Origin of the sequence: Actinoalloteichus caeruleus DSM 43889 (assembly GCF_000429185.2) — a bacterium.
Classification (GTDB): Bacteria; Actinomycetota; Actinomycetes; order Mycobacteriales; family Pseudonocardiaceae; genus Actinoalloteichus_B; species Actinoalloteichus_B caeruleus.
The window spans coordinates 1,117,795-1,131,494 of sequence record NZ_AUBJ02000001.1 but is presented as its reverse complement, the minus strand read 5'-3'; the positions used below and the strand labels follow the sequence as shown (position 1 = coordinate 1,131,494).

General features: G+C 70.4%; 11 protein-coding genes. 4 read left to right on the top strand and 7 right to left on the bottom strand.

All coding sequences use genetic code 11. The features are described 5' to 3' along the window. Positions 1-102: 102 nt before the first annotated feature. Together G443_RS04275 and G443_RS04270 are read left to right on the top strand one after the other, a co-directional pair. On the top strand, positions 103-1,140 hold the full coding sequence (locus tag G443_RS04275; protein ID WP_026417939.1) for an ABC transporter ATP-binding protein: 1,038 nt from the start codon (positions 103-105) through the stop codon (positions 1,138-1,140). Beyond that, complete coding sequence (locus G443_RS04270; RefSeq protein WP_081715295.1) at positions 1,137-1,973, top strand: ABC transporter permease; 837 nt, start codon at positions 1,137-1,139, stop codon at positions 1,971-1,973. Before G443_RS04275 ends, G443_RS04270 begins: the two co-directional genes overlap by 4 nt. Before the next feature lie 675 nt (positions 1,974-2,648). Here the strand turns inward: G443_RS04270 and G443_RS04265 are convergent. Continuing rightward, positions 2,649-3,506, bottom strand: coding sequence for a CPBP family intramembrane glutamic endopeptidase (locus tag G443_RS04265; protein WP_026417941.1), 858 nt, complete (start codon positions 3,504-3,506; stop codon positions 2,649-2,651). 44 nt (positions 3,507-3,550) lie between these two features. After that, entirely contained in the window at positions 3,551-4,468 is a 918-nt protein-coding gene (locus tag G443_RS04260; RefSeq protein WP_026417942.1) for an alpha/beta hydrolase family protein, read from the bottom strand. Positions 4,469-4,533: 65 nt separating this feature from the next. Here G443_RS04260 and G443_RS04255 point away from each other — a divergent pair, with 65 nt between their 5' ends. After that, positions 4,534-5,064 carry a helix-turn-helix domain-containing protein gene (locus G443_RS04255; protein WP_026417943.1) on the top strand — a complete coding sequence of 177 codons (531 nt, stop codon included), beginning with the start codon at positions 4,534-4,536 and terminating at the stop codon, positions 5,062-5,064. A gap of 1,731 nt (positions 5,065-6,795) precedes the next feature. Then, positions 6,796-8,556: a BTAD domain-containing putative transcriptional regulator gene (locus tag G443_RS04250; RefSeq protein ID WP_030106890.1), complete on the top strand. Its 1,761-nt coding sequence runs from the start codon at positions 6,796-6,798 to the stop codon at positions 8,554-8,556. Positions 8,557-8,670: 114 nt separating this feature from the next. Here the strand turns inward: G443_RS04250 and G443_RS04245 are convergent, their stop codons facing one another. Genes G443_RS04245 through panD form a run of 5 tightly spaced genes read right to left on the bottom strand, consistent with a single transcriptional unit; the run spans position 8,671 to position 13,699 of the window. After that, the gene (locus tag G443_RS04245) at positions 8,671-9,561 is read right to left on the bottom strand and encodes a GHMP family kinase ATP-binding protein (RefSeq protein ID WP_030228529.1); all 891 of its coding nucleotides are present in this window, start codon (positions 9,559-9,561) and stop codon (positions 8,671-8,673) included. Continuing rightward, positions 9,558-10,787, bottom strand: a complete 1,230-nt coding sequence (locus tag G443_RS04240; protein ID WP_026417945.1) for an ATP-grasp domain-containing protein — start codon at positions 10,785-10,787, stop codon at positions 9,558-9,560. The genes G443_RS04245 and G443_RS04240 overlap by 4 nt, the downstream gene beginning before the upstream one ends. Beyond that, positions 10,777-12,234, bottom strand: coding sequence for an argininosuccinate lyase (locus tag G443_RS04235; RefSeq protein ID WP_051313656.1), 1,458 nt, complete (start codon positions 12,232-12,234; stop codon positions 10,777-10,779). The genes G443_RS04240 and G443_RS04235 overlap by 11 nt, the downstream gene beginning before the upstream one ends. Next, positions 12,231-13,283: a pyridoxal-phosphate dependent enzyme gene (locus G443_RS04230; RefSeq protein ID WP_035291611.1), complete on the bottom strand. Its 1,053-nt coding sequence runs from the start codon at positions 13,281-13,283 to the stop codon at positions 12,231-12,233. The genes G443_RS04235 and G443_RS04230 overlap by 4 nt, the downstream gene beginning before the upstream one ends. Beyond that, positions 13,280-13,699, bottom strand: a complete 420-nt coding sequence (gene panD, locus G443_RS04225; RefSeq protein ID WP_026417947.1) for an aspartate 1-decarboxylase — start codon at positions 13,697-13,699, stop codon at positions 13,280-13,282. The genes G443_RS04230 and panD overlap by 4 nt, the downstream gene beginning before the upstream one ends. Between the last annotated feature and the right edge of the window lies 1 nt (position 13,700).

Genomic DNA, 13,700 nt, shown 5'->3' with positions numbered 1-13,700 from the left:
AACCCCTGGGCGTTCCCCGCGCCCCCTAGTGGTCGAAGACTGCGGTACCGCGACGGCTGTAGGGGTGTTGCCCCGTTGACCGCACCCCCGACGATGTGCCGCATGAGCGACGCCGTGGTGGTCAGCGAACTCGTCAAGCGGTATGTGCCCAGCATGCCGGCCGCGGTCGACGGACTGAGTTTCTCGGTTCGCCGGGGTGAGGTGTTCGGACTGCTCGGACCCAACGGCGCCGGGAAGACCACGACGATCGGTGTGCTCACCACCCGGGTCGTGGCCACGTCCGGACAAGCCATCGTGGCGGGGAGGGACGTGACGACGGACGCGAGGAAGGCCCGCAGGGCACTTGCCGTCGTCCCGCAGCACAACAACCTCGACCGCTCCCTCGACGTGCGGCAGAACCTGCTCTACCACGCGGCGTACCACGGCGTGAGCCGCGCGGTCCGCAAACAGCGAGCGGAGGAGATCCTGGAGCGCGTCGGCCTCCGGGACCGCGCCACGGCGAAGGCAGAGGAGCTGTCCGGTGGCCAGGCCCAGCGGGTGATGATCGCGCGGGCCCTGATGCACGAACCCGAGGTGCTGTTCCTCGACGAGCCGACCAGTGGCCTCGACCCCCAGGCCCGCGTCTTCGTGCACGACGAGATCGTCAGGTTCCGGGAGGAGGGCGTGACCGTCGTGATCACCACGCACGACATGGAGGAGGCCACCAAGCTGTGCGACCGGGTCGGCATCGTCGACCACGGGAAGATGCTCAAGATCGACCCTCCGGCGGCGATGACGAGCGCGTTGCCGGGAAGCGCGACCCTGACGGTGACGATCAACGCGGACGAGAGCCAGGCGGACGCCGTCGTGACGGCGCTGTCCGAGCTGGACAACGTCGAACGGGTGGAGAAGATCAGCGCCGGCATGCCGGCACCGCCGCCGGGAATCCCGCTTCCGCCGTGGCTCCCGGTCCCCGCCCCCACCGCCGGCGGTGCCAACGGAACCCAGTTCCGGTTGTACACCTCGGTGGACTCCTCGGTGGTCGTGCCGATCATGCTCAAGGTCCTCGCGGGGATCGGCTGCGACATCACGGATCTCTCCGTGAGCAAGCCGAGCCTGGAGGACGTGTTTCTTTACCTCACCGGACGGGAGCTCCGATGACCGCCATCGACGTGCCGCCGCAGGCACCACAGTCACCGCGGCGCGACCGCGCCGAGCTGGGCACGGCGCTGCGCGTGTTCGGCGCACTGCTGAGCAGGGACTTCTACGTCACGGGCAAGGACCTCTCGGGGTTCCTGGTCAAGACCCTGCTCCAGCCGTTCCTGATGTTGTTCATCTTCGGCAAGGTCCTCGCTGACCTCGGCTTCATCGCCCCGGGCTTCGCCCAGCTGTTGTTCCCCGGTGTCATCGCGCTGAACGGGTTCCTCGGCGCGCTCCAGGCGACGGCCATGCCGATGGTCATGGACTTCTCGTTCACCAAGGAGATCGAGGACCGACTGCTCGCGCCGGTGTCGATGAGCGTCGTCGCGCTGGAGAAGGTCGTCTTCGGCGCGCTGCGCGGACTGATGTCCGGTGTCGTGATGATCCCGATCGGGTTCCTGATCCTGGACGGCGTGTCCTGGGATCCCGCTGGCCTGCTCCCCGCCTTCCTGATGCTGGTGATGTGCTCCCTCGCGGCGGCGGGCGTGGGCATGGTGATGGGCACCTTCGTCCCCCCAGCCAAGATCGACATCGTGTTCACCGCGACGTTGACCCCGCTGATGTTCACCGGCGCGACGCAGTTCCCGTGGCACGGGCTCGCGCACCTGCCGTGGTTCCAGTTCGTGTGCGCCCTCAACCCCCTGACCTACGCGAGCGAGGGCATGCGGGACGTCCTGCTGGACAACTCGGTGCAGACGATCCCGTACTGGCTGTGCTCGGTGGCGCTGGTCGGGATGACCGCGGTCTTCGTGGTCCTGGGCACCATCGGTTTCAAGCGCCGCGCGGTGTCCTGACCCTCGTGCCGGTGCGACGTGGGCGAGGGGGATGACCGACCCCTCACCCGCGCTCCGGGACGGCATCCAGGCCGGGCGCGGCTGGGCGGCCTCCTCGCAGGCCGCCCGCACCACCGCCCACTACTGGCGGAGGGGCACCTCGACGGGCGGAGCGGCTGCCCGATCCCACCGGTGGCGTGATCACCGTCCTGGGCCAGCGGACGGCGTGCCCGTGGTCGTCCGGGCGGATCACCTGGGGGATGCGGGGCGGGGTGTGCAGAGGACGTTCGATCTCCACGGAGGAGACACGGGTCACCTCCGCGAGAGCGGCGAGGAACTGCTCGGGACCCCGCGTCAGCCAGGGGGATCGTCGTCACCGACCGGGGGCGTGCCATGCGTGTCGGGCGGGTGGGGAGCGGGGCCGGGCGCCCGTAGCGACAACCCGGCGCCGACGCGTGACCGGCGTGCCGCCCGTGACGGACGTCGTCGGGCCGGCTCCGCCAGGAGGCGTTGGCGGGAACGCGTTCGGGGCAGCGCCTCGCGACCAGACCCGCGGCGTCCCGGTGCGCGCCTGGTCGTCGACGACGTGCCGTGGTGGTCGCTCCGAAGCCAGCCCGCGACGCGTGACCGGAGCCGGCCCGCAGTCCCGCGCGGGACCAGTCGTACCGCCCGGGCCGCCCGGCCCCGCGGTGGGGCTCAGACGCGCTCGACGACGCGCGGCGCGCCGCTGTCACCCGTGTGCCGCCGTTGTCCCACCGCACGGATCGGGGCGAGCAGCAGGGCGGTGACGGTGAGCGCCTGGATGCCCATGATCATGGCCTGGGTGACGGGGTGCTGGACGTTGAGCAGGACCATCGTCGCGTTGACCGCGAAGTGCGCCGCCACCGAGCCGACGACGCCGGCGCGTTCGTAGGCGCAGCAGCAGAGCATGGCCATCGGAATGGAGCTGACGGCGAAGAGCACGCCGCTGGGAGTCATGAGACCGAGCTGGTGTTGGACAGTCCCGGCGATGAAGAACAGCGGCAGGTGCCACACGGCCCAGACGGCGCCCAACACCAGGCCCACCTGGAAACGGCTCATCGACGCGCGCATCCTCGGGTACGCGGTGCCGCGCCAGCCCGGCTCCTCGGCCAGCGGTCCGGAGATCACCATCATGACGAGGAACAGCACGGGCCCCTGGGCGCTCATCATCTCCAACCCGGAGTCGAAGCTCGGCGTCGGCCCGTCACCCGCGCCAGCCAGGAACGCGCCAGCCAGCACGGTCGCCGAGGCCAATGCCAGGAGGACGGGAACCCAGACCAGCAGGGGGATCCGGAACCGCGCAGCGTGTTCCGGGACGGCCTCCCGCCGCCGTCCTCGGCGGATGCGGATCACGAGCGCCGCGATCGAGGGCCCGAACGCTCCGAACAGGTGGGGCAGGACAGCGGGCGGGTTCACCGCGGGCCCGCCCATCGCGATCGCCACGCCCCAGGACGCCCAGCTGACGACGAAGGAGATCGCCATGAACAGGACGAGGTCGTTGCGGTACGGGCTGGTAGATGGTGACGTGGACATGCCAGGTACTCCTCGTGTCGAGTGCGGGGTGTGGGAAGCGGCGGTCAGGCGCCGGGGACGGCGTCGAGCTGGCGCCCGAGCCAGGTGGTGACCAGCGCGAGCAGCTCGGGATCGACCGGTTGCCGCAGCAGCCGCCGGTAGGAGCGCAGGGTGTGGCGGCCGGGGTCACGGCGCAGGACGTGCGTGAGGTCGGGCACGCGGTGGGTCTCGGCTCCGCCCGGCACCAGCCCAGCGATGGTGGCCAGGTCGGCTGGGTCGACCTGGATGTCCTTGTCACCGGTGACGGCCAGGACGTGGGCCTTCGCGGCGGCGAGGTCGTCGCGCGTGTCGTGGACGAGCATCTCGCGCATCCACCGGGCGTTGACCGGGATCCCCGCGAGGCGCGCCACGTCCGTGTCGGTCCGCCGGAGACGGTCGAGGACGCGGTCGCCCACCGCCGCGAGCGGGCGCCGCAGCAGGCGGAGGGGTGCGGGCAGACCGCCGAAGATCGAGCCGGCCTGCCAACGCATGGCCTCCTCTCCCAGGCGGGCGTAACCGGCCAGCAGCACCACGGCCCGCACGTCCCCGTGGGCCGCGAGGGACATGGCGTGCAGGGCGCCCTCGCTGTGCCCGAGGGCTCCGACGGCGTCGGCGCGGACGGCGGGGTGCGCGGCCAGCGCCCGCACCGCGGCCTCGGCGTCCCGGCGGTTGCCGGTGAACCCAGCGGCCTGCCAGACGCCGGGCGTGGCGCCGGCGCCACGCCGGTCGTAGCGGAGCGTCCCCATCCCCTCGGCGGCGAGTGCCGAGGCCAGGGCTGGGCCGAGGTTCGTCGGCAGCTTCGGGGTGTTGCCGTCGCGGTCCAGCGGACCGGAACCGTGCAACAGCAGGACGGCGGGGTGCGGCCCGGGCCCGGCGGGCAGTGTCAGCGTGCCGGCCAGGGGAGTCCCGTCATCCGCGGTGACCGTCATGTCGAGGTCGGGCAACGTTCCACTCCATCTCACATTGTTCTCAGCGGCGAGAACGTTATCAGATGTGAGACCATCAGCTCATGGCAACCGCGGATCTTCTCCTCCACCCCGTCCGGCTGCGCATCCTGCAGACCCTGTTGGGGGCCGGCGAGCTGACCACCGGACAGCTCCGTGACCGGCTACCCGACATCCCGGCGGCGACCATGTACCGGCACGTCGCGGCCCTGGCCCAGGCCGAGATACTGGAGGTGGTGCGGGAGAGGCCCGTGCGCGGCACCGTCGAACGCAGCTACCGGGTCCGCCAGGACCGGGCCCTCGTCGACGACGACGCCCGCGGCACCATGACCAAGGACGACCACCGCCGAGCGTTCACCGTCTTCAGTGGAGCGATGCTGGCGGACTTCGACCGGTACCTCTCCCGTGACGACACCGAACCCGCCCGGGACAACCTGCTCTACCGCCAGGGCGTCGTCTGGGTCACCGACGAGGAGTTCGCCGAACTCGTCGAGGAGATCGAGGCCGCCGTCGAACGTCGCACCCGCACCGCTCCCGGTGACGGCCGCGCCCGCCACATCATCAGCCTCGGACTGGTCCCCGACAGACCAGTGTGACCTCGCGGCCCGACCCGCCGCCCCCAGCCGGACGGCAACGGCCGTTGGCGTCGCCGTGTCGCGCGGGAATTCCCGCCAGGGTGCCCCGCGTGGGCGGGTAGTCGCTGAGCGGCTTCGAAGCGGGTGCGCCGCGGTTCGCCCACGGGGCCCGACGAACCAGGAGGAGCTGGCCGGACCGGCGCTGGCCTTGATCGCGATTCGTGGACGCGCACCTCCCGGTCGGTGGGCGAGCGACGGTCTGGCTGGGCGAGACCGGGCGGAGTGGGCGGATGGCGGAACTGGTCCCACGAGGGAGCGGTCAGCTGGGGCACCACGGTGGGAGGGGGCTCGACGCCGGGGGTCCCGCTACCGGGACGGAGTCAACGGGTTCCCGACGTGGTCACGAGGGACCGGGTGCGATGGTGACCCGGTACACCGGGACGAGTTGGGCGTCGTCGAGGCGGAGGGTGACGTCCTTCGGACGTGGGTGTCGCCCAGTCTGACTCGCGGCAGCAGCCGGTGGGTGCCGGCGAAGGCGTTTGCGTCGAGGTCGACGCGGTAGGTGGCTGCTCGTCGCGGTGGCCCGCCCAGGTGTTGCGGGGGTGCTGGCCCGGTGGCCGGCGCGAGCGCCTGGACCCTTCGACTCCTCCGGGCAGGCCACCAGCCCCCTGGGCAACCCGGGCGCGCTTGGCGCTCGTGCGGCGTGGCTGGGTGGGAGACGTGGTGCCGGTAGGTCGCTCGGCGGAGCGGGGGCGCCAACACCACCCGTTGGGCCATGACCGTCCGCAGGTGGAGGGCGGCTGGAATGAGCCTCAGGAGAGACCAGTGCCGGGTATTGATGAACACGGAAAGTAACGGGCTGATAGCTCCGGGGGGCTAACGGTGCCTCTTAAGGAGAAGTGGGGTGTACCCCAGCGATAAGTTAAGTGTTCGGATGGTTAAGGACAAGCCCCCAAAAGTGTGAAATGCTAGTGTGAAGCGTGGGCTGATCGCCGAGTGCGACGATCCCGAACGCCTGCGTCCGGTGCCCACTGTTCCGGGTCGGCGCGCAAATGGGTGCCGGCAATCATCGGCGGCCGTGGTGTGCGCGTCGCGCGGGAAAGGGAACGTGGGTGGTTCGGAGGGAGCGGAGCTGCGGAGTGGTCCTGGATTGGGGAAATCGCTCACGGCGTGGTCGACGAATGGTTTCAGGTCGGCCGGGCCCCACATCCCTTGGTGGCGGGCGAGTACCCGCTCGGACGGCCGGCGGGAGTTGGAATGTGGGCGGTCCTCCCGGCGAAGGTCGTGCGCACCGGTCCGCCGGTCGGCCGCCGCGGAGTGGGACGGGGCACGGTGTTGACGGCGCTCATCGGCGGCGACGAGCCGCGAGGGCGGCCAGGCTGCGGGGCGGGCGTGGAAGGGAATGCGCCCTGGCCTCGAAGTGGCTGGGACGGGCACGCCGCATCGTACTGCGGGAATCCGGGACACGGTCCGTGTCCTGCTGGGTACCGTCGGTACTCGGAAAGCGGTGTGAGGTGTTGGAGCATGTTCGCCGGGCGGGGAAGTCGCGCGGACAGGTGTCCCGGCTTCGTGTCACCCGCGCTCGCGCATCACCTCCGAATGGGAGGGCGGTTCGGAGCCGGCGCTCGTGGGTCCGCCGTTCGCCTTTCCGTGAGCTGGATGATGGGACCCAATTGTCCACTCGTCGAAATACGGAAGTCACGTTCAATAGTTCGTGCTCTTCCAGCGAACACGGATCTGTGGGGGGTTGCGTTGTCTTCCGGCCTGTCGTTCGACGTCCTCGGGCCATTGCGGGCGAAGTTCCGGGGGAAGGACCTCCACCCGGGACCAGCACGGCAGAGCGCCCTCCTCGGTGTCCTGCTCTCCCGCCCGAACGTCACGATGTCGTCCGACGAGCTGTTGGGAGCGGTGTGGGGTGAGGCGATCCCGAGTAGCGCGAGCAAGGTGATCCCCACCTACATCTACCGGTTGCGCAGGGTGCTGGCTGGCGCCGCGGTCATCGAACGGCGGCGCCCCGGCTACACCCTGCGGATCGACCCGGACACGGTGGATGCCGTCCGTTTCGCCAGGGCGGCGGCTCCCCGGAGCACGGACCAGGTCGGATACGGCCAGGTCGCCGACGCCCTTGCGCTCTGGCGGGGCGAACCGTTCGACGGACTGCCAGGCCCGCTGCTGGCCCAGGATCGCGTTCGACTCCACCAGCTGCGGTTGGGCCTGTTGATGCGGCGGGCGGGACTGGACATCGCCGCGGGTGACCACCCAAGCGCGGTGCTCGACCTGACGGAGATACGAGAACGGCATCCGCTGCACGAGCAGGCCGCCTGCCTGCTGATGGCGGCGCTGTACCGGAGTGGCCGACAGGCCGAGTCCCTGATGGTCTACTCCAGCATGCGACTGAGGCTCCTCGACGAATTGGGCATGGAACCCGGTGAGGAACTCTTCGCGGCGCACCAAGCCGTCCTGAACCGCGACGAGCGGGCGATTGACCGCATCACGGAGCGCTTCGCTCCCGCGGCGACCGCCACGGGCCGGGTGGAGGTGTTGCGTTCCAACCTCCCCGCCGAAACCGGCTCCCTCGAGGGGCGGAACGAGGAACTCGACCGTGTCCTCAAGGTGATGTCCGGCGCGCGGGAGCGGCGACAGGTGGTGGCGATCGACGGTATGCCCGGCGTCGGCAAGACCGCTTTCGCCCTGCGGCTGGCGCACACCATCGCGGCTGACTACCCCGACGGTCAGTACTATCTCGACCTCCGAGGTCACGGCCCATCCCCCCTGTCCACCGCCGACTCGGTGCGTTCCCTGCTCGCGAGCATGGGGGTGGCGGCGGAGGATGGGCTCGACCGGGACGAGTACCAGGCCGCCGTGCTGCGCGCGAGGATGGCGAACCGCAGGATCCTCGTCGTCCTCGACGACGTGGTGTCCAGCGAGCGAATTCTGCCGCTGCTCCCCTCGTCAACCGGGTCCACGTTGATCACGGTCAGCAGGAACAAGCTGCTGGCGCTCCCCGCGACGCACACCTGCTCGCTTCCCGCCCTCTCCGACAGTGCCGCGAGATCACTGCTCGCGGGCCTGGTCGGAGCCGAGCGGCTCGACGCTGAGGCCACGGCGACCGCCCAGCTGATCCAGGCGTGCGCGGGTCACCCACTGGCTCTGACACTCGCCGCGAACAGACTGCGTCACCGACCCGTGCTGCGGATCTCCGTGCTCGCCCGACAACTGGCCAGTCGGGACACGAATTCGGTCCTGCGGGCGGAGTCGGTCAGCCTGCTCACCGTGGTGTCCTCGTCGATAGCGAGGTTGGAGGAGAGCGAACGCACCGTACTGGCGGCCCTCGCTGCCACGGGAACCGTCACGACCCCCTCCTCACTGGCCAGCCGGGTCGCTCGCGCGCGGGACGAGGTCGAGGCGTCACTTGACCTGCTGGTCGACGCCAACCTGGTCGCGCAGGTTGAGGACGAACGGTTCCTCCTGCACCCGGTAATCGGTCGTTGCGTGTCCTCGGGAGCGGTGTGACGCTCCAAGCCCCCTGCCGTGCGCCCCGGGGGACGCGGACAGCACCGGGAGGATCCGTCGCCCGACCGGGGTCCTTCGCGCCGGCGCCGTACCTCCTGCGCCGGACCGGGCGTGTCAGCTGGACGACCGGAGCGAGCGGAAGGAGACGGGACTGCCCGCGCACAGCGGTTCCGACCGTCGCAGCGCACGCCACTTCTCGGTGAAGTCCGGGTCGGACTCGTCGAGCATGACGCCGATCATCGTGCCGCTGTGCGCCACGACGACTCCCAGCCCTCCAACCTCGGCGCAGGCCGAACGCATCTGCTCGAAAGTCCGCTTGGGACGCAGCCGCTGGTTCAGTTCCGCGCTCCGCGTGCTGATGGAACCCACCTCCTTCAGGTCCCCTCGTCGCATCGCCACGCGCAGCCGGTCGAGCAGCATGGCGTATTCCCGCTGGTCCGAGGCGGAATAGGGCTTGGGCAGTTGGTTGAAGGCCACCGTGTCCACCTGGCCTCCCTCGTCGATCGCGACGATAGTGGCCGGTGGGAGTTGTCCCAGTCGCCCCCGCAGTCGCGCGGACCGGTGGTGGTAGGCCACGACGTCCCGGTACAGCACTCCGTCGGTCGGCTCGATCCTGCGGAGGAATGCCTCCACCTCCCTCGTGGACAACCGAGTTCCCAGCGCTCGGCCGACGGCCCGCGCTGTCGCCACGAGGTCAGCTGACGAGCTGGCCAAGCCCTTGCCCTCCGGAAGGTCGCTGCCGATGACCAGCAGGCCACGCGGAGGGAGACCGGCGGCCGCCAGGACGAGGCCCGCCATCCGCGCCGACTTCCACTTGCCAGCGGGCTGGACCGCGAGCTCGTCGTGGTCGCCGAGCGAGAACGTCGCGGTCGAACGCTGTCCGATCGGCAGGGTCACGAGGAAGTCCCCGTCCCTCTCGGGAAGGACACCCTGGAGGAGCTCCCCGAACGTGCCATAGGCCGCGCCGACACCGGTCCTGGTCGTGGTGGAACGGTCGGCGGTCATCGACGTGGCTCCCGCGGACCGGCCTCGACGCTGACGCGGAGGTGCGCGAGGGCCGCGTCGGCCAGGGCGCCCGAATCGCCGCCAGCCGCTGTCGTGGCGATGACGTACCCGAGGCGGTCACGGAACGAACGGGTGAGCTGGATCTCGTCCCCCGGGGCGACCGTGACCACCGCCGACTCGACCCCCTGACTAGCCGCGGCCTCCCGCTGCCCGATCACCGAGGTGACCACGCCACCCGTTCGTGCCCGCAGGAAGCGTATGGAGGCACTGGACGCCGAGCGGTCAACCGTGGGGAGGGACAGGGCGGCGGCCTTCGCGACCACCCAGTCCACCAGGTCCACCCCGCAGGCGTGCCGGACCAGTGTGGGGATCATGCCGCCAGCCAGGCGGGGGTTGACCTCGATGATGACCGGGCCGTCCTCGGACATGCGGATCTCGGTGTGGCTGGCCGACCACCCGAGTCCGAGTGCCGACCCCGCCGCCAGCGCGCATCGTCGCAGTTCGGCCGCCCATTCCGGGGGAACTGGAGCTGGTACGTCGTGCCCGAGTTCGACGAAGTGGGGATGCGGGCCCACATGTTTGCCCACCACCGCCACGACGTTCCCGTCGAATGTCTCCACGGAGAACTCCGGTCCCCGCACGTATCGCTCGACCAGGATCGGTGTCCGCGCGCCGGTGCCGAACAGTGCGCGAGCGTGGCGGGCCACCTCGGAGTTGGTCCGGCAGAGGCGTACGCCAACGGACCCCGACCCGGTGCTCGGCTTCACCACGACGGGAAGGGCGAGGTCCGTGGCCGCCAGCGAGGCGGAGTCGACATCGGTGGCGACGCGGAAGTCGGGGACGGGGACACCGGCCTCGGTGAGCGCGGCGCGCTGGTGGTGCTTGTGCCGACACCGGGCGATCGCCTCGGGATCCCCGGAGGGGAGCGAGAGGGCGGCGGCGACGGCGGTGGCAGTACCGATGAAGTACTCCGAGCTGGAGGTGACACCGGCCAGGCCCTGTTCGTCCCGCATCGTCCGGCACGCGGCGAGCACCTCGTCAGGTTCACTGGTTCGGACGACGCGCACGTCGATGTGGTCCCGCCGCAGGTAGGGATACCGTGAAGGATCGGCGGTCAGGACCACCGGGCGCAGACCCCTGGCCCGCGCCGCTGACGCGAACAGCCGCCCCGAGCCGGTGGTGTTGCTCTCGACCAGGGCGAAGGCCCGGCCCTTCTCAACTGACATGTGCGGATCCCGCCCCCATGACCCTTTCGACGGCCGAGGCCAGTTCCGCCTCGGCCGCCTTGATCCGAGCTCTCCAGTCACGCCGCCAGGCGGCATGCCGCGACAGGTCGTCCCGGGCCGAGGTGAACGCGTCGGCGAAGGCTCCGGGGCCGCCTCCGTACCGGTGGTCGCGCACGCTGTCCTCCAGCCGGGGAGCGGCGGCCGGGGTCGATCCCGGGACCTCGACGTGGGACAGCTCGTCGGCTCCCTGGTCGATCGCTTTCCGCACCGACGTGCCCACCGCACGGTGCGCCTTCCGGAACGGGACCCCGGTCAGGACCAGCTGGTTGGCCATCGCGGTCGCGGTGACGAAACCGCTCCGTGCCCGCTGGCTCATCGCAGGGGGTGCTGGCTGAGCGCCACTGACCAACACCTGGGACAACAGGACGGTGTCCCGTACCGAGGCGAGAGCCGGCCAGGCCGTGCCCACCGCCTCGGTCCCCACCTCGATGGTGTTCGTGAACGGTGTCGACTTCGTCATGGAGGCGGCAGCCGTCCACGCACCGATGACGGTTCCCGCGCCCGCCTTCACGTGTTCCAGCAGGAAGGCGTTGCGTTTCTGGGGCATCGCCGAGCTGCCACCGACGAGCCGGTCGGGAAAGTGGAGGAAGCCGAACTCCGAGGTGCTCCACAACTGGAGGTCCGTGGCCAGCCGGCTCAGCAGGACCGCGGCCCCGCACAGGGACGACAGCGTCCGGAGCACGGTATCGCGACTCGCGATCGTGTCCAGCGCGTGCAGGGGCGGGCTGTCGAAGCCGAGCAACGTCGACGTGCGGGCGGGGTCGATGTCCAGGTCGCTGCCCGCGACCGACCCGGCTCCCAGCGGACAGCGGCGAAGCTCGTCCGAGGCGTGGACCACCGCGTCGCACTCCCGGCCGAGTGCCAACGCGACACCCAGCAGGTAGTAGCCGTACGTGATCGGCATCGCGGGCTGGAAGTGGGTGTACACCGGCATCACCGTTCGGCTGTGCGCCCTCGCCCTGGCCAGCAGCACGGCGCGCAACCGAGCGAGCTCGTCGAGCAGGTCGAGCACCTCGCCCCGCAGCCGCATCGCGGTGGTCGTGGCCTTCATGTCGTTGCGGGACCTGGCGGTGTGCAGGGCTCCGCCGACCTCCTCACCCAACCGGGAGATCAGTGCGTCCTCGTACATCAGGTACAGGCCTCGGGGCACTGGTCGATCCAGGAGGGAGGCGAAGTCCTCATCCCTCAGCTCCCTGATCTCCCGCAGCAGCGCCCCGGCGGTGGCTCGGTCGAGCATCTCCCGCTCGGCGAGCATCGTGACGTGAGCGAGGTCGACGCTGGTGTTCAACCGGAGTTCGGACCGGACCGCCTCCGAGGTGCTCCCGCCGAACACCACCCGGCGGGTCCGGGGCCACAACCCCGCCCGCAACCTCCCGGTGTCGCTCATACCGCACTCCCAGCCGGTGTGCTCGACACTCCGAGGACATCGGTGTAGGACCGGCGTGCCCAGGGGAACCAGCTCCACACCGAGGTGGGTGTGGTGGGGTCGGTGGTGCGTTCCGGTGCGGTGGACGCGGTCGCGAGATCGATGCCACGCCGCGCCAGCCAGCCGTCCTCGTACACCGTGTCCAGGTATCGGTACCCCTCGTCGGGCAGCAGCACCACGGTCAAGTCGCCCGGGTTGCGGGCGCTCCACCATCGGGCCACGTGGTAGGCGGCTCCGCTGGTCGGCCCCTGGAACAACGCGTGCGACCGGTGCAGGTGCCTGGTCGCGGCGTACGCCTCAGTCTCTCCGCACCAGTGCACCTCGTCGAACACACGGTGGTCCACGTTGGTGGGGAGGACGCTGTTGCCCAGGCCACGCAGGGACCGGGGTCCGTCGGGCTGGCCGAACAGCAGACTCCCGTGGGTGTCGACCCCGACGGCCTTGGTGGCCGGAGACGTGGTCCGCAACGCCCCGACCGTTCCACAGATCGAACCACCCGAGCCGACTGGGCCCACCACACAGCCGATCTCACCGAACGCGCGCTCCAGTTGTTCCGCGACCCGCGCGTATGAGCCCGGGTTGTCGGGGTTGTCGTACTGGTTCGGGCAGAAGGTGTCCGGGAGGCTGGCACGGATCTCGGCCACCCTCCGCAACCGCGCCGCCTGGAACCCGCCGATGGGGTCGGGCCGTTCGCGGATGTCCACGGTGGCACCGAGATCGGTCAGGCGCCGGACCAGACGTGGGTCGACCACCGGATCAGTGACGAGGATCAGGTCCCGCCCGAGGAGCGCGGCCTGCATCGCCAGTGCGAGCCCGAAGGTGCCCGAGGTCGTCTCGACGATCGTGCTGCGTGGGCCGAGTTCGCCCGAGAGCGCGGCCCTGCGCAGGATGTGCCGCGCGGGCACGAGCTTCATCAGGGTGAACACGCAGCCGTAGAGATCCTTGCCGAGCCGGACCAGTCTCGGTAGTTCCGAGGCGGCGGTGATCTCGTCGAACGCGTCCGAGGTCATGCCGCACCCCCGTCCGGTGTCGCCCCGTGGACGGTTCCCGGAAGCGGCTCGGCCGGGTCGACGCCCTGCCGGACGACGCGGTTCCGTTCGTCCACGAACACCACCGACGGTACGAACCGGCGTGCTTCCTCCGCGGGCATCCGCGCGTAGGCGATGATGATGACGAGGTCACCAGGGCTGATGAGCCGTGCGGCCGCTCCGTTGATCCCGACGGTACCGCTACCCGCGGGACCCTCGATGACGTAGGTCGACAACCGCGCGCCGTTGTCGATGTCGACGACGTCCACCTTCTGCCCCGGCAGGATGCCAGCCGCGGCGATGAGGTCGGCGTCGAGCGTCAGCGAACCCACGTAGTGCAGATCCGCTCGCGTCACGGTCGCACGGTGGATCTTGGCCTGCAGCATCTCCAGGTCCATC